This is a genomic window from Methylovorus sp. MP688, from assembly GCF_000183115.1.
In the GTDB taxonomy this organism is placed as follows: domain Bacteria; phylum Pseudomonadota; class Gammaproteobacteria; order Burkholderiales; family Methylophilaceae; genus Methylovorus; species Methylovorus glucosotrophus.
In genome coordinates this window covers 1,011,343-1,032,106 of record NC_014733.1, presented here as the reverse complement: position 1 = coordinate 1,032,106, position 20,764 = coordinate 1,011,343, and the positions used below count along the sequence as shown (strand labels likewise).

Annotated in this window: 23 protein-coding genes; 16 read left to right on the top strand and 7 right to left on the bottom strand. The window is 56.9% G+C overall.

The window, feature by feature from the left end:
• The first annotated feature begins 651 nt into the window (after positions 1 to 651).
• The gene (locus MPQ_RS05090; RefSeq protein ID WP_238525352.1) at positions 652 to 2,685 is read left to right on the top strand and encodes an EAL domain-containing protein; all 2,034 of its coding nucleotides are present in this window, start codon (positions 652 to 654) and stop codon (positions 2,683 to 2,685) included.
• 88 nt (positions 2,686 to 2,773) lie between these two features.
• Here the strand turns inward: MPQ_RS05090 and MPQ_RS05085 are convergent, their stop codons facing one another.
• Complete coding sequence (locus MPQ_RS05085) at positions 2,774 to 3,082, bottom strand: calcium-binding protein (RefSeq protein WP_238525351.1); 309 nt, start codon at positions 3,080 to 3,082, stop codon at positions 2,774 to 2,776.
• Between the two features lie 328 nt (positions 3,083 to 3,410).
• Between MPQ_RS05085 and purB the strand changes: the two genes are divergently transcribed.
• Genes purB through MPQ_RS05040 form a run of 9 tightly spaced genes read left to right on the top strand, consistent with a single transcriptional unit; the run spans position 3,411 to position 10,245 of the window.
• The gene (purB, locus tag MPQ_RS05080; protein WP_013441823.1) at positions 3,411 to 4,781 is read left to right on the top strand and encodes an adenylosuccinate lyase; all 1,371 of its coding nucleotides are present in this window, start codon (positions 3,411 to 3,413) and stop codon (positions 4,779 to 4,781) included.
• A gap of 11 nt (positions 4,782 to 4,792) precedes the next feature.
• Entirely contained in the window at positions 4,793 to 5,620 is an 828-nt protein-coding gene (locus MPQ_RS05075; protein ID WP_015829764.1) for an NYN domain-containing protein, read from the top strand.
• Entirely contained in the window at positions 5,617 to 6,210 is a 594-nt protein-coding gene (gene wrbA, locus MPQ_RS05070) for an NAD(P)H:quinone oxidoreductase (RefSeq protein ID WP_013441821.1), read from the top strand. Before MPQ_RS05075 ends, wrbA begins: the two co-directional genes overlap by 4 nt.
• Positions 6,211 to 6,252: 42 nt before the next feature.
• Positions 6,253 to 6,966, top strand: a complete 714-nt coding sequence (locus MPQ_RS05065) for a HugZ family protein (RefSeq protein WP_013441820.1) — start codon at positions 6,253 to 6,255, stop codon at positions 6,964 to 6,966.
• Entirely contained in the window at positions 6,963 to 7,352 is a 390-nt protein-coding gene (locus MPQ_RS05060) for a DUF2069 domain-containing protein (RefSeq protein ID WP_013441819.1), read from the top strand. The genes MPQ_RS05065 and MPQ_RS05060 overlap by 4 nt, the downstream gene beginning before the upstream one ends.
• Positions 7,353 to 7,405: 53 nt before the next feature.
• Positions 7,406 to 8,149, top strand: a complete 744-nt coding sequence (gene surE / locus MPQ_RS05055) for a 5'/3'-nucleotidase SurE (protein ID WP_013441818.1) — start codon at positions 7,406 to 7,408, stop codon at positions 8,147 to 8,149.
• A 9-nt stretch (positions 8,150 to 8,158) separates the two neighbouring features.
• On the top strand, positions 8,159 to 8,827 hold the full coding sequence (locus MPQ_RS05050) for a protein-L-isoaspartate(D-aspartate) O-methyltransferase (RefSeq protein WP_013441817.1): 669 nt from the start codon (positions 8,159 to 8,161) through the stop codon (positions 8,825 to 8,827).
• Complete coding sequence (locus tag MPQ_RS05045) at positions 8,824 to 9,885, top strand: peptidoglycan DD-metalloendopeptidase family protein (protein ID WP_013441816.1); 1,062 nt, start codon at positions 8,824 to 8,826, stop codon at positions 9,883 to 9,885. Before MPQ_RS05050 ends, MPQ_RS05045 begins: the two co-directional genes overlap by 4 nt.
• 27 nt (positions 9,886 to 9,912) lie before the next feature.
• Positions 9,913 to 10,245 carry a hypothetical protein gene (locus MPQ_RS05040; protein WP_013441815.1) on the top strand — a complete coding sequence of 111 codons (333 nt, stop codon included), beginning with the start codon at positions 9,913 to 9,915 and terminating at the stop codon, positions 10,243 to 10,245.
• Between the two features lie 94 nt (positions 10,246 to 10,339).
• Here the strand turns inward: MPQ_RS05040 and MPQ_RS05035 are convergent, their stop codons facing one another.
• The 6 genes from MPQ_RS05035 to MPQ_RS05010 form a co-directional block, all read right to left on the bottom strand.
• Entirely contained in the window at positions 10,340 to 10,729 is a 390-nt protein-coding gene (locus MPQ_RS05035) for a co-chaperone YbbN (RefSeq protein ID WP_013441814.1), read from the bottom strand.
• 116 nt (positions 10,730 to 10,845) lie between these two features.
• Positions 10,846 to 11,445, bottom strand: coding sequence for a nitroreductase family protein (locus MPQ_RS05030; RefSeq protein ID WP_013441813.1), 600 nt, complete (start codon positions 11,443 to 11,445; stop codon positions 10,846 to 10,848).
• Between the two features lie 65 nt (positions 11,446 to 11,510).
• Complete coding sequence (locus MPQ_RS05025) at positions 11,511 to 12,587, bottom strand: alkene reductase (RefSeq protein ID WP_013441812.1); 1,077 nt, start codon at positions 12,585 to 12,587, stop codon at positions 11,511 to 11,513.
• A gap of 70 nt (positions 12,588 to 12,657) precedes the next feature.
• Positions 12,658 to 13,233, bottom strand: coding sequence for a YceI family protein (locus MPQ_RS05020; RefSeq protein WP_013441811.1), 576 nt, complete (start codon positions 13,231 to 13,233; stop codon positions 12,658 to 12,660).
• Positions 13,234 to 13,260: 27 nt separating this feature from the next.
• Entirely contained in the window at positions 13,261 to 13,830 is a 570-nt protein-coding gene (locus MPQ_RS05015; protein WP_013441810.1) for a flavodoxin family protein, read from the bottom strand.
• Between the two features lie 58 nt (positions 13,831 to 13,888).
• The gene (locus tag MPQ_RS05010; protein WP_013441809.1) at positions 13,889 to 14,617 is read right to left on the bottom strand and encodes a pirin family protein; all 729 of its coding nucleotides are present in this window, start codon (positions 14,615 to 14,617) and stop codon (positions 13,889 to 13,891) included.
• Between the two features lie 97 nt (positions 14,618 to 14,714).
• Between MPQ_RS05010 and MPQ_RS05005 the strand changes: the two genes are divergently transcribed.
• The 6 genes from MPQ_RS05005 (at position 14,715) to tadA (ending at position 20,667) form a co-directional block, all read left to right on the top strand.
• Positions 14,715 to 15,617, top strand: a complete 903-nt coding sequence (locus MPQ_RS05005; protein WP_013441808.1) for a LysR family transcriptional regulator — start codon at positions 14,715 to 14,717, stop codon at positions 15,615 to 15,617.
• Positions 15,618 to 15,731: 114 nt separating this feature from the next.
• The gene (locus MPQ_RS05000) at positions 15,732 to 16,214 is read left to right on the top strand and encodes a phosphate-starvation-inducible PsiE family protein (protein WP_013441807.1); all 483 of its coding nucleotides are present in this window, start codon (positions 15,732 to 15,734) and stop codon (positions 16,212 to 16,214) included.
• A 6-nt stretch (positions 16,215 to 16,220) separates the two neighbouring features.
• On the top strand, positions 16,221 to 17,141 hold the full coding sequence (locus MPQ_RS04995) for a MoxR family ATPase (RefSeq protein ID WP_013441806.1): 921 nt from the start codon (positions 16,221 to 16,223) through the stop codon (positions 17,139 to 17,141).
• 19 nt (positions 17,142 to 17,160) lie between these two features.
• Entirely contained in the window at positions 17,161 to 18,138 is a 978-nt protein-coding gene (locus MPQ_RS04990; RefSeq protein ID WP_013441805.1) for a DUF58 domain-containing protein, read from the top strand.
• A complete protein-coding gene (locus MPQ_RS04985; RefSeq protein ID WP_013441804.1) occupies positions 18,135 to 20,096 on the top strand; it encodes a DUF3488 and transglutaminase-like domain-containing protein in 1,962 nt (653 codons plus the stop codon). The genes MPQ_RS04990 and MPQ_RS04985 overlap by 4 nt, the downstream gene beginning before the upstream one ends.
• A 43-nt stretch (positions 20,097 to 20,139) precedes the next feature.
• On the top strand, positions 20,140 to 20,667 hold the full coding sequence (gene tadA, locus MPQ_RS04980) for a tRNA adenosine(34) deaminase TadA (RefSeq protein ID WP_013441803.1): 528 nt from the start codon (positions 20,140 to 20,142) through the stop codon (positions 20,665 to 20,667).
• The last annotated feature ends 97 nt before the right edge of the window (positions 20,668 to 20,764 follow it).

The window sequence follows — 20,764 nt, the reverse complement described above, 5'->3', positions numbered from 1 at the left end:
AAAATGTTGGGAAAATGTTAGGCATGCGTATTTATTTAACTATTTGTTCTATATATTTATTTGTTGGTATTGGTTTTTATTCGTAAAAATTAAGCAGATCGTGTTGACAAGTTGAGAAATATTTCCTAACATTGCCTCACAACCAAAAACGCTTAGATTGCCAAAGGCAAATCAAGCGAAATTAAACCGCACAGGGGGTGCAATCCGCGTTAGCCCGCGTATATGTGTGATCTATGACACATATATAACAAACACGGCCGCTTTCTGATCCCCTGCCATTGACGGTTTTAATCGTTAATTAGATTCATCTCAGCCTGCATACTCCGAGGCTGGGCTGAACGTGGCCTTGCACATCATGATGGCAAGGCAGAACACATCGCCAATGATGTCATTGGTTAAGGGGGCCGCAGCATGCAGATAGACACACGGCAGTTACATGACCGTTGCCTGACCGGCAAACACGCCGTCCTTAGCCTGAATTCATCCCTCATCATACTACCGCCGCATCTGGCTCAAGCCAAAGAGATGCAGGCATTTCATCCGTCTGTTCCCCGCCTCCATTCAGGCAAATATCGAAAACGGCAGCGCTGACATGGCGATGCGCCTCCTGACCTTGATAAACCACATCGCCCATCCCAGTAAAAACAGGCCATGATGAAATCTAACCCACCGCTAGAAATAATCAAGTGCTCCAGAGGCGCCCACATCAGAAAAACCCTGGATGGCATCATTACTAGCTGGGACCAGCGCGCAGAAGATATGTTTGGTTACTCCTCGCTGGAAGTCATCGGCCAACCCTTCAGCGCCCTCTGCACGCAGGAGCAGCAAGCCCAGGAGAAAAGCCGCCTGAACAAGATGCGGGAAAGCCGATGCATCATGCATTTTGAAACCGAGCATGTGCACAAGAATGGCAGCATGCTGCTTATTCTCAACACCCTCACCCCATTGTGGGATCTTCTTGGCAATATCATTGGCGCTTCACGTGTCGTACATGACCTGACTGAAAACAATCGCATCCGCCAGGCGCTCTTCATGGAACAGCAGCGCTGGCATGCCATGTTGTCCGCGGTGCGCGATGCCGTCATCACCACAGACCAGCGCGGCCACATCGAGTTTCTTAGTGCCGCCGCAGAACGACTGCTGGGGCAGCCCCTGAGTCGGATTGGCGGTCAACCCTTGCGTCACTTCATAAGCCTGGCAGACGGCAGCCTGCAGGCCGGGATTGATGAGGCGCTGGACCTCAGCATGCGGGAGATGCGCTCGCTGGATATTCCGTTGCGCGTACTGGCTGGGCATGCATCTCCCATACTGAAAAGCACCATCAGCCCCCTCAGCCCTGAAGGCCGGCAGACGCCTGGCACCATCATCGTTCTGCAAGAGGAGCAGACCCCGGCACCTGGCCAGCCTGAACTGGACCCGCTAACCGGCATTCACAATCGCACCGCGCTCGAAACCCGTCTGCAAGCCGCGCTTGCTTCTGCGCATACGCAGGGCGAACAGCACATGTTCATGTATCTTGATCTGGACCAGTTCAAGATTGTCAACGATACCTGCGGCCATGCCGTCGGTGATTCCTTGCTCAAGCAGATCGTCAGCATCATCCGCGGCTGCCTCAGCACAGACGCCTTGCTGGCCAGGCTGGGCGGAGATGAATTTGCCATTCTGCTGTTATGTTGCGATAGCGATGCCGCTGGCAAGATTGCCGATGACATCTGCAACCGGATCGAGGCGTTCCGCTTCGCGCATGAGCAGAAGCGCTTTCACGTCAGCGCCAGTATAGGCCTGGTCAGGATAGACCATCAGTGGCAGGACATCAGCGCTCTGCTGCAAATTGCCAACGCTGCCTGCTACACCGCCAAGCAGGAAGGTCGCAACCGCACGCACCTTTATCGCGATACCGACTTCGCCATCAAAAAACATCACGAGGAAATCCAGTGGGTGAACCGGCTGGAACTCGCGCTGGAAGAAAACCGCTTCAGCCTGTATTGCCAGCGCATTCTTCCGCTGAACGAAAACAGTGGCATCCATGGCGAGATCCTGCTGCGCCTGCCGGATGGCAATGGCAATGGCGGCATGATCCCTGCTGGCGCCTTTATGCCAGCGGCCGAGCGCTTTCATATCACTTCCCGCATTGATCGCTGGGTCACCAAACGCGTGCTGCACTGGCTCATGCAACACGAGCATGTGATCGACCATATTGATGTGCTGTCCGTTAATATTTCCGGGCAATCCATAGGCGATCGGGCCTTTCATGACTACATGCTGGAGCTGATCGTCTCCACGCCCGCCACCTACTCCAAATTATGTTTTGAGATCACCGAAACCGCTGCCATTACCAATCTGGCCGACGCCAACAGTTTTATCGCCTCCATGCGCCGCTTTGGCATTCGTTTTTCACTGGATGATTTTGGCAGTGGCGTATCGTCCTTTGGACACCTCAAGAATCTGGACGTGGATTACCTCAAGATTGATGGCCAGTTCATTCGCGCGATTGATAGCAATGTGATTGATCAGGCCATGGTGCAGTGCATCTGCGAAATTGCCAACGGCACCGGATTGAAGACCATTGCAGAGTATGTAGAAACGGTAGAAGTGGAAAACCTGCTGCGCGGCATGGGCATTCACTACACGCAGGGCTATCTGCGCCACAAACCGGCCCCGCTGGATGAGATGCTGAAGCCCTGAGGCTATGAATGAGGGGAGCTTGTCACCAGTGCAAGCTCAAAGGCTGACGAGGGGAAAAGCAAAAAGAAGCGCTATCCGCTGGGGAGATCTAGTAGAACGAACGCGAAAATGGCGAGCCACAGCTTTTGCTGTTGGCAGCAGACACCATTTCGTCCATCACCGGCTTGTTGAAATCCTTGCCATGCACGGTTTCGATATAGGCACGCACTTCCTCCACCGTCACCATGCCATCATGGTCCTTGTCCATTTTCTGCAGGCGCTCTTCCACCGTGATAAATGGCGACTCGGCGGCGGCAACCGGAATGGCACAGACGGCAAGGGCAAGCCCGGCCAATTTCCACATGTCGATTTTCATGATGTCCATTTTGATTTCACCTTCACTTCCGATTGCATGCATGGCCTTCACCGTCATTTGAAAACCAAAATTTCCATTGACGCCACGCGGATTGCGGCACACGATTGAAACACTCGAGCTGACCGCTAGCTGCTTGTTATTTAACCACATAACCCCTTGCCCGGATACCATCCATGATCATTACCCTGCATGGCGCTGATCGTTTCAGAAAACATGATGGATCATCCTGTCGCTCAATCTCCATCATGCGAGCCCTAAGCTTCTGACCTCATCATCGGCATGACATTCCAAATATTTCATGATCAGATTTTTGCCCATCCCCGATGTAGGGTAAAATCTTGTTCTTTTTACAATTGAGCAAAGGCTGCTGATGGAACTCACATCACTCAATGCACTTTCACCGCTTGATGGTCGTTATCAAGCCAAACTGGATCCGTTACGCCCTTTCTTCAGCGAATATGCGCTGATCCGGCATCGCGCCCTGGTGGAAGTCGAATGGCTCAAAGCACTGGCGGCTGAGCCTGCGCTGGCAGAAATCGCGCCATTCAGCTCGCAAACCATCCAGGACCTGGATGCTGCCATCGCCAACTTTGGCGAAGTGGAAGCCTCACAGGTCAAGGCGATTGAATCGCGCACCAATCACGACGTCAAAGCCCTCGAATACTGGCTCAAGGAGCAATTCGACGGCAACAGCGAAATCCGCAAGGTCAGCGAATTCATCCACTTCGCCTGTACTTCCGAAGATATCAACAATCTCTCCCATGGCTTGATGCTGAAAGCAGCCCGTGACAAGGTCATGCTGCCCATGCTGGAGCAGATGATCACGCGCCTGACCGAGATTGCCCATGACCTGGCCGATGCGCCCATGCTGTCGCACACACACGGGCAGCCTGCTTCACCCACCACGCTGGGCAAGGAAATTGCCAATGTGGTTTACCGCCTGCGCCGTCAGCACAAGCAGCTGGCCGAGGTGGAAATTCTGGGCAAGATCAATGGCGCCGTCGGCAATTTCAATGCGCACCTGTCGGCATATCCTGACTTTGACTGGGAAAACTTTGCCCAGAAATTTGTCACCGCGCTGGGGCTGACCTACAACCCTTACACCATTCAGATTGAACCGCATGACTACATGGCGGAGCTGTATGACGCCCTGTCGCGCATCAACACTATCCTGATCGATCTGGATCGCGATGTCTGGGGTTACATCTCCCTGGGTTACTTCAAGCAGAAGGTGAAAGAAGGCGAAGTCGGCTCTTCCACCATGCCGCACAAGGTCAACCCGATCGACTTCGAAAACTCCGAGGGCAATCTGGGCCTGGCCAATGCCGTGCTGCGCCATCTGGCAGAAAAACTGCCGATCTCGCGCTGGCAGCGTGACCTCACTGACTCCACCGTGTTGCGCAATATGGGCGTGGCGCTGGGTTACACCCTGCTGGGCTACGATTCCTGCCTCAAAGGCCTTAACAAGTTGGAAGCCAACCGCGCGCGCCTGCTGGAAGACCTGGACAACAACTGGGAAGTGCTGGCAGAGCCAATCCAGACCGTGATGCGCCGTTATGGCATTGCCAACCCTTACGAACAGCTGAAAGCGCTCACGCGCGGCAAGGGTGGTATCAGCAAGGAATCTCTGCAGGCGTTCATTCAGGACCTCGAAATCCCACAGGATGCCAAGCAATTACTGCTCGACATGACCCCCGCCAGTTACATCGGCAAGGCGGTTGAGCTGGCCAAGCGCATTTGATCGAGCATGGCATGATCACCGACCGTAACAATCCACGTCTGGCAGTGCTGATAGACGCGGACAATACCTTCAAGGTGATCGATATCATCGACGAGCTGTTCGAGGAAATTTCCAAGTTTGGCGATGCCAGCGTCCGGCGCATTTATGGTGACTGGACGCAAAACCAGCTGAACCGCTGGAAGGAAATCCTGCCCAAGCACGCCATACAGCCGATACAGCAATACGCTAATACCAAGGGCAAAAACTCCACGGACAGCGCGCTGATCATTGATGCCATGGACCTGCTGTATACCGCCCCGCTCGATGGCTTCTGCATTGTGTCCAGCGATAGCGATTTCACGCGCCTGGCGATCCGTTTTCGTGAATCCGGCAAAATGGTGTACGGCTTTGGTGAGCAAAAAACGCCTGAATCGCTGATGGCGGCCTGCAACCAGTTCATTTACATCGAGATTCTCTCGCAGAACAAGCTGGCAGACAGCGCTGCCATCGAGCCGGAACCAGCAGCGCAGGAGACTGCCAAAACGACCAAGGGCAGAGCAGCAAAGGTTGCACGACCTTCTGCCACCGAGCCTGCCACTGCCCCCGGCATCCGCAAAAGCGCCAAGGAACTGGCGATGGATACCAAGCTGGTGACGCTGATACGTTCTGCGATTGAAGCCCTGTCGGACGATGATGGCTTTGCCCATATGGGCGAAGTCAAAAAACACATCGTGAAAAACTTCTCGGCATTCGACTCGCGCAATTACGGCTATGGCAAGTTCAGCGACCTGATCAAGGCCACCGGCCTGTTTGAAGCCGACACGCAAAAGCAACGCATCAAGGACAAGCGCAAGAAATGAGCGACATACTGGTCTTGTATTACTCACAGGGCGGTGCCGTGCGCGACATGGCGCAACTGATTGCGCGCGGGATTGATAGCGTGCCCGACATGCGGGCGCGATTGCGCACCGTGCCTAAAGTCTCGGCCAATTGCGAGGCAACCGAGCCGGAGATTCCAGCGACTGGCGCCCCCTATGTAGAACTGAAAGATCTGGAAGAATGTGTGGGCCTGGCCCTGGGCAGTCCCACCCGTTTCGGCAATATGGCAGCTCCCATGAAATATTTTCTGGATGGCACGACCAGCCTCTGGCTCAAGGGCGCACTGATCGGCAAACCTGCCGCCGTATTTACTTCCACCGGTTCGCAGCATGGCGGCAACGAAAGCACATTGCTCACCATGATGTTGCCTTTGCTGCACCACGGCATGCTGATAGTCGGCCTGCCCTATTCCGAGCCAGCGCTGGCATCCACCACCAGCGGCGGCACGCCTTACGGTGCCAGCCATATCGGTGGCGCCAGCGATGACCGGCCAATTACCGAAGATGAACGCAAGCTGTGCATTGCCCTGGGCAAGCGCCTGGCCATCACCGCGGCCAAGCTTGTCGCCTGACTCGAACACCATGGCAGCCACTCCGAACACAAAGCCTGACGCATGAACCTCAGTACTGAAGCCCGACAATTTCTGCATCGTTCGCGCAAGGGCGTGCTATCCACGCACTCGGCACGCTTTGCGGGTTACCCGTTTGGCTCCATCGCACCTTTTGTGGTGGACCATACCGGCTGCCCCATCATTTTGATCAGCACGCTGGCCGAGCACACCAAAAATATCCTGCAAAACCCACACGTTTCGCTGATCGTGCTGGATGATGCCGATGACATGCAGGCCAACGCGCGTCTTACCGTGCTAGGCCAAGCGCTGGCGGCTGACAAAACCGATGCCGATCTGCGCGCACGCTATTTGCGTTACTTCCCCCAGGCCGCGGGGTATTTTGATATGCATGATTTTTCGTTTTATCGCATTACGCCGGTGCAAGCGCGCTACATCGCAGGCTTTGGCAAAATGGGCTGGGAAGAAGGCGCCGCGCTCACCACGCCGTTGCCGCCACTGGCACAGCAGGAAACCGGCATCATCGAGCACATGAATGCGGACCACGCCGACAACCTGCGTGCCTATTGCCAGCACTTTCACCAACTTGATACCGAACAGGCCGAGATGATAGGCATAGACAGCCTGGGGTTTGACGTACGCGCCTCCAGCGCACACCAGCCGCCCACCATACTGCGCTTTGAATTCGAGCAAGCCATCCAGGATGCCATGCAAGCACGCCAGGCACTGGTGGCGATGGCAAAGGCGTGCCGCCCATGATCAAAGGTCTGCGACTTGGCGCCAGCATCAGCCTGATTGCCCTGATTTTATTGTGTCTGGCCTGGGAAGGCTGGCTGGCGCCCTTGCGTCCGGGTGGCTCCATGCTCATCTGGAAAGCTGCCTTTCTGCTGCCAGCACTTTTCGGCGTGTTGCGCGGCAAGCGTTACACCTATCAGTGGGCCTGCATGTTTATTCTGTTTTACTTTACCGAAGGCTGTGTACGCGCATGGGCTGATAGCGGATTATCTGCCCAGCTTGCATTGATAGAGGTAGCCCTGACCCTCGTGTTTTTCACCTGCGCGATTTTCTATGCCCGTTTTACCCGCCCCAGCCAGATGGCTACTGCAGCCAATAAAGCAGCAGCACAAGGCCAAACTCAAAGCTGACCAATCACGTTAAGCCTGCCCCAACGCCGTCATTATTCCCTTATAATAATTGCATGAGAATTCTACTATCCAACGACGACGGCTATTTTGCGCCTGGCCTTAGCATTCTGGCCGAGCACATCAGCAAGATCGCCGAAGTCGTCGTGGTCGCCCCCGAGCGCAACCGCAGCGGTGCCAGCAACTCCCTGACACTTGATCGTCCGCTGACCGTGCGCAAGGCGCTTAATGGTTTCTACTACGTCAACGGCACCCCTACCGACTGTGTGCACCTTGCGGTGACCGGCCTGCTGGACCAGCTGCCCGACATGGTGATCTCCGGCATCAATGATGGCGCCAATATGGGCGACGATACGATTTACTCCGGCACGGTGGCCGCCGCCATGGAAGGCTATCTGCTAGGTGTGCCCTCCTTTGCGTTCTCCATGTCGCATCATAATCCAGCGCATTTCGAGACCGCCGCCCGCGTCGCCGTTGAGCTGGTGCAGCATATCCAGAAAAAAGACACGCCGCCGCCCATGCTGCTCAATGTGAATATTCCCGATGTGCCTTACGATGCCCTGCAAGGGCGTGTGATTACCCGCCTGGGCAAGCGCCACAAGGCAGAGCCCGTGATCAAGTCGACTACACCGCGTGGCGAAACCGTGTACTGGGTAGGTGCCGCAGGTGGCGCGCAGGATGCAGGTGATGGCACCGACTTTTATGCGGTGGCCAACAACCGTGTCTCCATGACACCCCTGCAGATTGATCTCACGCACTACAACCAGCTGAGCTCCCTGAAAACCTGGCTAGACTTCTGATCAAGACCCATGAGTAGCGTAATCCGTGGCATAGGCATGACCTCTCTTCGTACGCGTGAGCGCATGCTGGCGCGTCTGCGTGAGCAAGGCATACGCGATGAAGTCACCCTTTCCGCCATGGGCAGCATTGCCCGCCATATTTTTGTCGATGAGGCTTTGTCCTCTCGCGCCTATGAAGATGTGTCCTTGCCTATCGGTTTCGGCCAGACCATCTCCCAACCGTATATCGTCGCCCGCATGACGGAAATCCTGCGTGCTGGCAAACCACTGGGCAACGTGCTTGAAATCGGCACTGGCTGCGGCTATCAGACCGCCGTGCTCTCCAAGGTGGCAAAAGAAGTCTACTCGGTGGAGCGCATACGCCCCCTGCTGATGAAAGCCCGCGGCCACTTGCGCGAGCTGCGCATGAGCAACATCAAGCTCAAGCATGCGGATGGCACCATGGGGCTATCTGAGATGGCACCATTCGATGGCATTATTGTCACAGCGGCTGCCAGCCATGTACCGCAGGAGCTGCTGGAACAGCTGGCGGTAGGCGGACGCATGGTGATCCCGGTGGGCACCGAAGAACAAATCCTCTACCTGATTGAACATGTTGCCACCACCAATGGCAGCGAATACCGGCAAACCAAGCTCGAGCCGGTGAAGTTCGTTCCCCTGCTGGGCGGAACGAATTGAGTGGACATCATCATTTGAGTATACAAGCTGCTTTTTACCGTTATCTGACCCTGGCATGCACACTGGTGCTGGCAGCCTGTGCCGCCAATGAGCCCGCGCCGGTCATCGACCGCCGGCCACCCGCCAGCAAGGCACCTGCCGTAAAACCTGCCAGCTCCGTAGCCACCAGCCAGCCCGGAAAGGATTGGCGCCCGGACCGCTACACCGTGAAAAAAGGCGATACGCTGTTCAGCATTGGCCTGGAGTACGGCTATGACTACAAGGAAATCGCGCAGGCCAATAACATACCGCCGCCTTACATCATCCGTATTGGCCAGCAATTACAGCTGAAGTCGGTGGACAGCAAGGAATCCACAGACACCGCTACAGGAGTGGTCACCGCCCCCCTGGGCAGCGGCGATGGCAACGTCGTAGTCCGTCCCTTGGGCTCGGATGCCCCGCCATCTGCCAGCAGCCCTGCCACCGGGATCCCGGTGCTGAGCGAGCCCAAGGCGTTGCGCGTGCCATACAGCGAGCAAGCCATGCAGGTTGCGCCAGTCAAACCAGCAACGGCAACGCCAGCCGCCACAACGGCGGATGCAGCCAAGGCTCAGGAAGCAAAACCGGCTGAGACTAAACCCGCGGATGCGAAGCCTGCCGAGACGGCTGCCAAAGCAGATGCCGCAGCAACTGGTAATGACGAGGCGCTGGAATGGGTCTGGCCCACCAATGGCAAGGTCATTGGCACCTTCAGCGACACAGGCAGTGGCAAAGGCATTGATATTGCCGGTTCACAAGGGCAGCCCGTGGTAGCAGCCGCCCCTGGCAAGGTGATCTACAGCGGCTCGGACCTGCGTGGTTATGGCAAGCTGGTGATTATCAAGCACAACAAGACCTATCTCTCGGTCTATGCCCACAATAATCAGATTCTGGTGAAAGAGGGCCAGCAGGTCAGCCGCGGCCAGAAAATTGCCGAGATGGGCAACAGCGATACCGACAAGGTCAAGCTGCACTTTGAAATACGCCAGCAAGGCAAATCTGTCGACCCCGCCAAATACCTGCCCGGCAGTAATCCGTAACCGCGATTCAATGGGAGTGTCTGCATTATGAAAACCAGCCAGCCCGAAAAACCGGATTCATTGAAAAGCACGCTGATTGCCGTGTTGAAAATCGGCATCATGCTGCTCGGTATTGTCGGACTGGCGGTGGAGATTTTTCGCGACAATGGTCTGCTAAAGCAATTATTCACAAAAATGCTGGATTCCCCGCTGGGGATATTCTCCATTCCACTGGCACTGCTGGCACTCTATCTGTTTAACCGCTGGCTGGGCACCGCGACTGACGGCAAAGCCTCCACCCGTGGCGACTTGCCCATGTACATCATGATGGGCATAGGCGCCTACTTTCTGTATCGCCTGATTACAACCGGAAGTTTATGACCATGGCGGCGAACGCCGCTATTGGGATGGCATCGGGTACAGCACATGCTCAAGACATGCCGCACCCGATGCAGATGGATGGAATATCCGGGAATTACTTGGCGGCCGCTTCTTTTGCCAGTCGGGCGTCTTCTTCCGCCAGATAGGCACGTACCTGCGTCATATCAAAGTCGCGCGTCCATTCGATCAGCTTGTCCAGCGCAGGCGCGCCGATTTCGCCGATTTGTGCATGAATGCCAGCCTGTTCGCGAATCACCAGAATGCCAGGCACTTTTTTCACTTCAAAGTATTCGGCAATCTCGGGCTGATCATCCGTATCCACCATGCCAAACACGATGTCAGGATTTTTCTCGGAAGCCGCTGTGAATACATCGGTAAAATTAACGCAAGGCTCACACCATGGCGCCCAGAAATCGACAATGACGATGGCATTGTTGACGATCGTGTCTTTGAAGTTACTGCGGTTTAAGGTTACCACTGCCATGATCCGACCCCTGCTTTTATAGTAAATAGGCTGCGATTCTAGCAGATGAAAAAGCATTCGGGGCACCCAAAGGCGCCCCGAATCGATATCCAGCCTGCGACAGAATCAAGTCCGGCTTAGGCTACCGGCTTGGCCCAGGCACCATCAAAAAAGATATCACCCAAGGCTTTGCGCGCACGCGGAGCGGTTTCCCGGTCCAGAATATCGCCGGAAAGCGTGGAGACATCCGCGGCATAGCCCACCGAAATCATGGCCATCAATTGAAACTGCTCGGGGATAGCAAAGACTTCGCGCGTCTTTTTCGTGTCAAACCCGCCCATCTGGTGCGCCATCAGGCCGAGCTCTTCCGCCTGCAGGCACAGGTTTTCAGCGGCGGCGCCCGCATCATAGCTGCCCCAGCGGTTTTCCTTGCCATTGTGATCAAACAGGGTATTGGCGGTCACCAGCAACAGCACCGGTGCATTGCGCACCCAGGACTGATTGCCTTCGACCAGACACTCAAACGCTTGCTGCCAGGCGCCGGCATCATGGTTGCGATCCCAGACAATAAAACGCCATGGCTGGTCACCAAAGCAGGATGGTGCCCAGCGGGCAGCTTCGAGCAAACTGATGATCTGCTGGCGGCTGACCGCTTTGGCGGCGTCATACGCGCGTCCGCTCCAGCGGTTCGCGATAATCTCGGCAACAGGGACTTGCGTGGTAGCTGGCTTTTTCATGAATACTCCTTGTTCTGATGGAAATCAGCCCTGATCACGTCAGGGCTGAATGTGGCAATAAGAGCTTAAGCTTGCTGCAGTGTCGGGTAATCAGTGTAGCCCTTTTCCGTGCCGCCGTAGAAGCTGGCCTGATCCGGCGCATTCAATGGCGCATCCTGGCGGAAGCGTTCCACCAGATCCGGATTTGCCAGGAAAGGTACGCCATAGGCGATGGCATCGGCATGTCCGCTGGCAATGGCCGCGTTGCCTTTCGCTTTGTCATAGGCCAAATTGGCGATGTATGGGCCCTTGAAGTGTTTGCGCAACACATTGAAATCAAATGGCGCCACTTCGCCGCCACCCATGCCGCCTTCGACGGCGTGCAGATAGGCAAGACCCAGCGGGCTCAATACTTCGGCCACGTGATTGAACAGTGCCTGTGGATTGGAATCCGCCATGTCGTTGAACGGATTGAGAGGCGAAATACGCACACCCACCTTGTCAGCACCGGCCACGGCAATCACCGCGTTCACGACTTCCAGCAACAGACGGCTGCGATTTTCCAGGCTGCCACCGTATTGATCCGTGCGCTTGTTGCTGCCATCACGCAGGAACTGGTCCAGCAGATACCCATTGGCGGCATGCACCTCTACGCCGTCAAAGCCGGCTTCCAGCGCGTGCTTGGTAGCGGCAGCGTAATCTGCCACGATGCCGGGCAACTCGGCAAGTTCCAGCGCACGTGGCGTGACGAAATCCTGCAGGCCCTGATAGGTAAAGGCCTGCCCAGCAGGCTTGATGGCAGATGGCGCCACCGGCAAGGCATTGTCCGGCAGCAAGGAAGGATGCGAAATACGGCCTACATGCCAGAGTTGCAGAACGATCTTGCCGCCTTGGGCATGCACGGCCTGCACCACTTTTTTCCAGCCTTCCACTTGCGCCGGAGTATGGATACCAGGCGTTGCCGGATAACCATGCGCCATGGCAGAAATAGGCGTGGCTTCGGTAATGATCAATCCAGCACTGGCACGCTGCTGGTAGTAAAGCGCATTGAGGTCCGTTGGCACATTGCCGGTGCCCGCGCGGTTGCGGGTCAGTGGCGCCATGACCATGCGGTTTTTGAGTTGGATGGAACCCAGGCTTACCGGGCTGAATAGATCTGTCATCGAGAGATTCCTTTACGTTTTAAATACAAATGGCGTGCAAGCACGCCAAGGTTAAGAATCAGGAATTAGCTTACTTTTGCTTCACGCCTTCAATCAGCAGATTGACTTCAATATCGTCACCTACCGGGCTGCCCACCTTCTGGCCCCAGGTGTAACCATAATCGGAAGCCTTGATCACAGCGTTTGCTTCGATCCCGGTGCGCTGGCCGCCCCATGGGTCATTGCCATAGCCCAGCACCACGAAGGGGAAGGAAATCTCCTTGGTCACGCCATGCAGAGTGAATTTACCGGTGATCACGCCCTGGGTTTTGCTTTTGGCTTCGACCTTGGTGCTGACAAACTGGATTTCGCTGAAGGCGCCAGCATCCAGATACTCAGGCTTCTGGATATGCTCATCGCGCTTGGCCAGACCAGTGCTGATGCTGAGAACATTGATGCGGGCATCGACGCTGGAGTTAGCCAGATTATCCGGGTCCAGTTTGATAACGCCCTTGATGTCATTGAAGCTGCCGGCAGTCTTGGAAACCACGTGGCGAATCTTGAAGTTGGCAAAGCTGTGTGCGGTATCGATGTTGTAGGTATCGACAGCAGCAGATGCAACGCCAGCAAAACTTACGAGCGCCAGAGAGGCGATGATGTGTTTCATTGAAATCCCCATTAAAAATGCAAAAAATTAAGAAGCCTGCAAACGCTTGGCTAGCTCGGCTACGCGTTCGCCCAGATGTTCGGCAGTCAGCAGATCACTTTGTATAGGCGCCACATCGGCACCCTGGTCGCTATTGGCTTGTGCCATTGCGCCCAGAAAACTGCCCAGTCGATTCAAATCGTTTACTGAGCCCTGACTATGATTATTGCCGGGCAACAGCCCCAGACTGACCCAGAGCATGCCATGCTGAGCGGCAAATACGGACAACTGAATCAGACTATCCAGCTTGTCGCCGCTTTGGCTGGCAGAGGTGGTAAAGCCGGCTGCAAGCTTGTCTTGCCAGCCGCGCTCGTACCAGATCTTGGAGCTCGCTTCCATGAACTCCTTGAACTTGGCCGACACCGAGCCCATGTAAGTCGGACTGCCGAAGATAATGGCATCGGCCCCTGCCAAAAGTTCCCATTGCTGCTGAGCCTCTTCGCTGGTCAGCAAGTGAACTTGCGTGCCGGCGGATTTGCCAGCACCGCGTGCGACGGCCTGGGCCTGGGCGGCGGTATGGCCGTAGCCACTGTGATACACGATTGCGATGGTTGCCATGATGTGTGCTCCTGATGAGTTAATTTTAGATACAGCTGATGTATTGAGATAGAAGACCTTAGATCGGCTGCGTTGCGGGAATGTGATGGGGTGGCAGATCAAACAGCAGCACTTCCGCTTGCGTCAGCGCCCGTAAGTCCAGCCGGGTTTCACCATCCATTCTGATCGCATCCCCTTGCTGCAAATCCTGGCCATTTGCCTGAAGGTTGCCCTGGGCCACTTGCAGGTAATAGCTGCGTCCACTATCCAGCGGCATGTCCAAGGTTACACCCTGATCAAGCACACTGGCGTAGAGATCCACGAACTGGTTGATCTTCAAGCTGTTGTCACGGCCCTCGCGTGAGGCAATCAGGCACCAGCGATTATGCTTGGCGGCGAGTGGAAAATGCTTTTCTTCATACCCGGGTGACAGGTCATCCTGCTCGGGCATCAACCATATTTGCAGCAGATGTGCCTGCGCGGTCTGCGATGCATTGAATTCGCTGTGAGAAATACCGCTGCCCGCCGTCATGCGCTGCACATCGCCGGCATGGATGGTCGATCCATTTCCCAGGCTGTCTTCATGGCGCAAGTCGCCCTGCAGCATATAGGTGATGATTTCCATATCACGATGGCTGTGCATGCCAAACCCGCGGCCCGGCTCAATCACGTCCTCATTGATCACGCGCAGCACTGAATAACCCATATAGGCGGGGTCGTAATAACTTGAAAACGAAAACGAGTGGTAACTATCCAGCCAACCCAGATTGGCATGTCCCCGTTCACGAGATTTTCTCAGCTTGATCATGAATGCCTTATTCAATTATATTGAATGACCTGCAGCATATTAAACCTAAGGCCAAGACGAGATTAGCAAATAATTTTGCATATCTCGTTCAAAAAATATGAATACCTCCCTCACCATGGATGCACTGGAAGTGCTGGATGCCATTGCGCGCAAGGGCAGCTTTGCAGCGGCCGCAGAATCGCTGTTTCGCGTGCCATCGGCCATTACTTACACGGTGCGCAAGCTGGAAAGTGATCTTGGCATTGCCATTTTTGACCGCAAAGGCCATCGGGCGGAGCTGACAGAAGCCGGCGCCGAGCTGTTGCGCGAGGGTCGCCGCCTGTTGCAAGCGGCGCAAGAGATTGAGTCCCGCGTCAAGCGCGTGGCCACAGGCGTAGAAACCGAACTCGGCATTGCCCTGAGCGACCTGTTTACTGTGGCGCCGATATACCGGGTGCTGGAAAAGTTCTATGCCCAAGGCTTTGGCACGCGCATCCGGCTGATGCGCGAGGTATATGGTGGCAGCTGGGATGCCCTGGTCACTGGCCGTGCCGACATTTCCATAGGCGCGCCGGGCGATGGCCCGCCCGGCGGCGGCTACATTACCCACACCATGGGCACGGTGGAGTTCGATTATGCGGTAGCTCCGCATCACCCGCTGGCCGCCCTGCCCGAACCCCTGCAAAATCAGGATATCCAGCAATACCGCTCCATCTCCGCTGCCGATAGCTCGCGTGACCTGGCGCCCCGCACCTCCGGCATTCTGCAGGGGCAGGATGTGCTGACGGTATCGGACATGGCATCCAAACTCCTGGCCCAGCAACGCGGTCTGGGAGTGGGCTACCTGCCCCGCACCATGGCCGCAAAGCATGTTGCCAATGGCACGCTGGTGATCAAACAGGTGGCCGAACCCAAGCCTGAGGTGCCCTGTTTTCTTGCCTGGCGCAGCGATGGCGGCAAAGCGCAGGCCTGGCTGATTCGCGAATTTTCCCAACTAGCACTGGATGAACTGCTGATCTAGTGCCAAAATCCATGATGCAGCCTTGGATCAGAACAGTTCAAGGCCGCGCAGGACCAAGAGCATGGCCGGGGGAAGGCCATTTCATCCACCTAATATTCATCAAGAGCTGCCATCATGATCAGAGAAAAACCAGAACAATACGACAAAGTGCATATTCCACGTGAGCTGTATGCTGTTAACCGCTATGCCGTCAAAGCCATGGTCTGGCTCAATGGCTTTGCCCACATCATCATCGGGCTGGCACTGGCCGTGGCCGTGCTGATGTTTACCTGGCTGTTTTATGTGGATGTGCGCGATGCGGCCTCCGCCCACAATCTGGTACATGGCTTTTTGCATGCCCTCGGTACCCTCATGCTGCTGTGGTCCATCTCGGCGCTGATTACTGCAGAGATTCGCTATCTGCGTGGCAGCCAGCTGGAAGTGGAAGCCTTTATCGAAGTTGCCATGATCGTGGTCCTGCGCAAGCTGATCGTCATGCCGGTGGAAGATGGTTCGCTGATCCCTTCCGATGTCGCCCTCTGGGTAGGCGCAGGCCTGATGCTGGGCATCATGTATGTGCTGGTACGCTGGTCCAACAAATTCGGTAAAACCAACTAAACGTCCATGTCCAGCCTGCACCCTGTCGCCGCCCAGATCATTCATGCCACCTCCAGCATCATTCTGGGCAAGGAGCAGCAGATCAAGCTGGCGCTGGCGTGCATACTGGCGCGCGGTCATCTGCTGATCGAAGACTTGCCCGGCATGGGCAAGACTACGCTTTCGCATACGCTGGCGCAGGTACTGGGCTTGCAGTTCAACCGCGTGCAGTTCACCAGCGACCTGCTGCCGGGTGATGTGCTGGGCATTTCAGTGTATGACCGCAATATCGGCGCCTTCACGTTTCATCCCGGCCCGGTCTTTACCCACGTGCTGCTGGCCGACGAGATCAACCGGGCCACGCCCAAAACCCAAAGCGCGCTGCTGGAAGTCATGGAAGAAGGCCAGGTCACCCTGGAAGGCGAAACGCGCCCGTTGCCAACGCCCTTTTTCGTGATTGCCACACAAAACCCCACCCACCATATCGGGACGTTCCCCCTGCCGGAGTCCCAGCTGGACCGCTTTCTGATGCGCATCCGGCTGGGCTACCCCGATCCGCAATCCGAGCGCGCCTTGCTCCAAAACAATGGTGGCCGCGCCCATGTTGGCGAGGTCGAAGCCTGCATCAGCGCGGTCGAGCTGATGGCCTTGCAGGCCGAAGTAGACCATGTGCACCTTTCAGATGCCCTGCTGGATTACCTGCAAGCCCTGCTGCAATACAGCCGACAAGCGGTGGATTACAGCGCCGGGTTATCGCCACGCGCCGGACTCGCCCTGCGGCAATGCGCGCAAGCCTGGGCGCTGATGCACAACCGCGACTTTGTCATTCCGGAAGATATACAGGCCGTGCTCCCGGGCGTAGCGGGCCACCGGCTTCAATGGGCCGTCGGCATGGAATCACATGCGGATAGCGGGCTGCATTTATTGAACGCGGTCGCCATCCCCTAGCGCGGCCAGCACAACGCCTGTGAGCCGCCCTGCTGCCTTTATCAAATCTTCCCTGAACTGGACGCGCTGGCTACGCACAGCCCGCGCTGATGCCCGCCGCGGCCCCGTTCTCACCACGCGCCATATCTACATCCTGCCGACTCGCGCTGGCGTGCTCTACGGCACCATCATCATTGCCATGCTGCTGGGCAGCATCAATTACAGCCTGAGCCTGGGCTTTGTGCTGACCTTTCTTTTGGCTGCGCTGGGCATCGTCTGCATGCTGCATACCTGGCGCAATCTCGCCTGGCTGGAAGTCAGCCACTGCCAGACCAGCCCCGTGTTTGCTGGGGAAGAGGCCACACTGGAAATTCGCCTCAAGGAATCCTCCGGTCGCATGCGCCATGCCATTTACGCCTCTTGCGCAGCCTGCCTGCAGCCGCAGAGCACCGACATCCCGCCCAGGCAATCCGGCACGATCACGCTCGCTTACCCCACCACCCGACGCGGCTGGAGCGAACCCGGGCGCCTCACGGTGTTCACCGTGTTTCCCTTAGGCCTGTTGCAGGCATGGTCGTATGCCGATACGGATTGCCGGGTGCTGGTTTACCCGCGCCCGGCAGCGTCTGGCCGCAGCAGTGCCACCAGCACGGATCAGGCAGGCAAAGGCAGTCGGGATAGTCTGCTGGGCGATCAGGATTTTGCCGGACTGCGTCACTATCGGCCGGGCGACTCGCCACGCCGCATCGACTGGAAAGCCTCTTCGCGCGAGCAAGGCATGTACAGCAAGCATTTTCAGGGCGAGCCCGTATCCAGCGTCTGGCTGGACTGGCATGAAACCACAGGGCCCGATGGCGAGGAGCGCATCTGCCAGCTGGTACGCTGGGTGATGGACGCGCATCAGGCTGGTGGCCGCTATGGCCTACGCCTGCCGCAGCTCACGCTGGCGGCGGATCGCGGTGAAGCGCATTACCACCGCTGCCTGCAAGCCCTGGCACTGATGGAGTTGCCCGTATGAGCGTTACCCGCCACGCCCTGCGCAACTTCACGCCGCAACGCCATGATGTGATCTGGCTGCTGCTTTCCCTGCTGGCGGTATGGGGCTTGCACATTGCGCACCTGCCACTCTGGATCAATGGCTTGATGGCGCTCATCTTCGGCTGGCGCTGGCTGATTGAGTCGCGAGGCTGGTCGCTACCACGCATGCCGGTATTGCTGCCGCTGACATTGCTTGGTATTGCCGGCATCGTCGCCAGCTTCGATGGGCTGTTCGGGCGCGATGCCAGCGTCGCCCTGCTCACGCTCATGCTGGGGCTGAAGCTGCTGGAGTCCCGTAGCAGCCGCGATTTCATGCTGGTGATCTTCATAGCCTATTTCCTCACCGTCAACGCCTTCCTGTTTGGTCAATCCATGCTGGTCGCGGCTGGCATGCTGATCCCGGTGACGGGCCTGACAGCTGCCCTGATCGGCCTGCAAAAACCGCAGTCGGGCTCAGACCAGGGCCTGCAGTTACGCCTTGCGCTCACCCTGCTGGGGCAGGCCATACCGCTGATGCTGGTGCTGTTTGTGCTATTCCCGCGCCTGCCGGGGCCATTGTGGGGCGTGCCCAAAGATAGCTACAAGAGCATGACCGGGCTTTCTGACCGCATGCGCCCCGGCGATATCAGCGAGCTCAGCCTGTCTGGTGCCACGGCGTTTCGGGTCAGCTTTGTCGGTGCGCCCCCCAGGGCCAGCCAGCTTTACTGGCGCGGTCCTGTATTTGGCTATTTTGATGGCCGCGAGTGGCGTGCCGACAGGCGTGCGGGGTATCTGCCGCGGGAATCGCTATCGGTGCGTGGAGAACCTGTCCGCTACAGCGTGACGCTGGAACCGCACAACCAGCCATGGATGCTGGTGCTGGACATGCCATCGCAATTGCCCGCAGGCGCCTTGGCGAGCCCGGATCTGCAGATACTGGCGCGTGAACCGGTACGCACCCGCATACGCTATGAAGGTGTATCGCATCTGGATTACACCCTGGCGGATCAACTATCGCCGGTGGCCGAACGCTATCTGCTGCAACTGCCCCAGCAAGGCAACCCAAAGTCACGCGCCCTGGCCGAACAATGGCGCGCGCAACTGCCAGACCACCAGGCGATTGTAGATGCCGCGCTACGCATGTTTCGCCAACAGAATTTCTATTACACGCTGACCCCGCCGCCATTGGGCACGAACAGCATCGACGACTTTCTGTTCAACTCACGCCGCGGGTTCTGTGAGCACTATGCCGGGAGCTTTGCCTTTCTGATGCGGGCCGCCGGGATACCGGCACGGGTGGTCACGGGTTATCAGGGCGGCGAGTTGAATCCGGTTGGCCAGTACATGATCGTGCGCCAATCCGACGCCCATGCCTGGACCGAAGTCTGGCTTCCCAATCGCGGCTGGGTGCGGGTAGACCCCACCGCCGCGGTATCGCCATCGCGCATTGAAGCAGGCATCGCCAGCGCCATTAGCGAAAGCGCCAGCCTGCCGCTGCTGGCACGGCGCGATTACCCGCTGCTGCGCAAGCTCTACCTCAACTGGGATGCCATCAACAACGGCTGGAACCAGTGGGTGCTGGGTTACAATCAGCAAAAGCAGGCCGAGTTGCTATCCCGGATTTTTGGCGCATCTTTTCCATTATCACTGCTCACGGCACTGTTTATCGCGGTGACAGCACTGGTGCTAGGCCTGATCAGCTGGGTACTGCTGCGTGACAAAACAAGGCGCGACCCGCTGCAACAGGTATATGCCAGGTTTCTGCGAAAGATGGCGCGCGCAGGTTTGCAGCAAGCGCCTGAGGAAGGCGCACAGGATTTCAGCCATCGGGCACAACAGCAGTTGCCCATGCAGGCTGCGCAGATCGCGGCGATTACGGCGCTTTATCTGCAATTGCGTTACGGCCGGCCCTCTGCGGCCTCGCTGCAAATGCTTAAGCGCCAGATCAGGAATCTATAAGCTTTAAAAGTTATAAGCCACTCATTATCAAGCCCATTTACTCATGACCAAGCCAACATCTGCCACCCCCGACGAACAGCTCGCCATCGACCAGGCCTTCATGCAACAGGCGCTGCAATTGGCGCAAGCCGCCGCTGACGCTGGCGAAGTGCCTGTCGGTGCGCTCGTGGTGCTGGATGGGGCTATTATCGGCCGTGGCATGAATGCCCCCATTGGCCGCCATGATCCCACTGCGCACGCAGAAATCCAGGCCATGCGCGAGGCGGCCTCCGCCATAGGCAACTATAGACTGGTAGGCTGCACGCTATACGTCACGCTGGAACCCTGCGCCATGTGCAGCGGCGCCATACAACACGCCCGCATTGCGCGTCTGGTATACGGCGCCCGCGACCCCAAGACCGGTAGCTGCGGCAGCGTGATTGACCTGATGGCAGAGCCCAGGCTCAACCACCATACCGAGGTGGCAGGTGGCATTCTGGCCGAAGAGTCCGGCAGCATGCTGAGCCGCTTTTTCTCCGCCCGCCGTGCCAGTAAAAAAGCGCTATCCAGCAAGCCGGATACTGCTGAATAGCCTGGTTTTATCAGCAGACATGCTCCAACAAAACCTCAGCTTTCACGCGCAACAGACATAAAAAAACCGGCCATTTCGGCCGGTTTGATCCGCTTGC

What these genes read in the sequence shown, in the direction of transcription:
- MPQ_RS05090 (WP_238525352.1), top strand. Translation starts at nt 652, where the DNA reads ATGATGAAATCTAACCCACCGCTAGAAATAATCAAGTGCTCCAGAGGC.
- MPQ_RS05085 (WP_238525351.1), bottom strand. Translation starts at nt 3,082, where the DNA reads ATGCATGCAATCGGAAGTGAAGGTGAAATCAAAATGGACATCATGAAA.
- purB (WP_013441823.1), top strand. Translation starts at nt 3,411, where the DNA reads ATGGAACTCACATCACTCAATGCACTTTCACCGCTTGATGGTCGTTAT.
- MPQ_RS05075 (WP_015829764.1), top strand. Translation starts at nt 4,793, where the DNA reads ATGATCACCGACCGTAACAATCCACGTCTGGCAGTGCTGATAGACGCG.
- wrbA (WP_013441821.1), top strand. Translation starts at nt 5,617, where the DNA reads ATGAGCGACATACTGGTCTTGTATTACTCACAGGGCGGTGCCGTGCGC.
- MPQ_RS05065 (WP_013441820.1), top strand. Translation starts at nt 6,253, where the DNA reads ATGAACCTCAGTACTGAAGCCCGACAATTTCTGCATCGTTCGCGCAAG.
- MPQ_RS05060 (WP_013441819.1), top strand. Translation starts at nt 6,963, where the DNA reads ATGATCAAAGGTCTGCGACTTGGCGCCAGCATCAGCCTGATTGCCCTG.
- surE (WP_013441818.1), top strand. Translation starts at nt 7,406, where the DNA reads ATGAGAATTCTACTATCCAACGACGACGGCTATTTTGCGCCTGGCCTT.
- MPQ_RS05050 (WP_013441817.1), top strand. Translation starts at nt 8,159, where the DNA reads ATGAGTAGCGTAATCCGTGGCATAGGCATGACCTCTCTTCGTACGCGT.
- MPQ_RS05040 (WP_013441815.1), top strand. Translation starts at nt 9,913, where the DNA reads ATGAAAACCAGCCAGCCCGAAAAACCGGATTCATTGAAAAGCACGCTG.
- MPQ_RS05035 (WP_013441814.1), bottom strand. Translation starts at nt 10,729, where the DNA reads ATGGCAGTGGTAACCTTAAACCGCAGTAACTTCAAAGACACGATCGTC.
- MPQ_RS05030 (WP_013441813.1), bottom strand. Translation starts at nt 11,445, where the DNA reads ATGAAAAAGCCAGCTACCACGCAAGTCCCTGTTGCCGAGATTATCGCG.
- MPQ_RS05025 (WP_013441812.1), bottom strand. Translation starts at nt 12,587, where the DNA reads ATGACAGATCTATTCAGCCCGGTAAGCCTGGGTTCCATCCAACTCAAA.
- MPQ_RS05020 (WP_013441811.1), bottom strand. Translation starts at nt 13,233, where the DNA reads ATGAAACACATCATCGCCTCTCTGGCGCTCGTAAGTTTTGCTGGCGTT.
- MPQ_RS05015 (WP_013441810.1), bottom strand. Translation starts at nt 13,830, where the DNA reads ATGGCAACCATCGCAATCGTGTATCACAGTGGCTACGGCCATACCGCC.
- MPQ_RS05010 (WP_013441809.1), bottom strand. Translation starts at nt 14,617, where the DNA reads ATGATCAAGCTGAGAAAATCTCGTGAACGGGGACATGCCAATCTGGGT.
- MPQ_RS05005 (WP_013441808.1), top strand. Translation starts at nt 14,715, where the DNA reads ATGAATACCTCCCTCACCATGGATGCACTGGAAGTGCTGGATGCCATT.
- MPQ_RS05000 (WP_013441807.1), top strand. Translation starts at nt 15,732, where the DNA reads ATGATCAGAGAAAAACCAGAACAATACGACAAAGTGCATATTCCACGT.
- MPQ_RS04995 (WP_013441806.1), top strand. Translation starts at nt 16,221, where the DNA reads ATGTCCAGCCTGCACCCTGTCGCCGCCCAGATCATTCATGCCACCTCC.
- MPQ_RS04985 (WP_013441804.1), top strand. Translation starts at nt 18,135, where the DNA reads ATGAGCGTTACCCGCCACGCCCTGCGCAACTTCACGCCGCAACGCCAT.
- tadA (WP_013441803.1), top strand. Translation starts at nt 20,140, where the DNA reads ATGACCAAGCCAACATCTGCCACCCCCGACGAACAGCTCGCCATCGAC.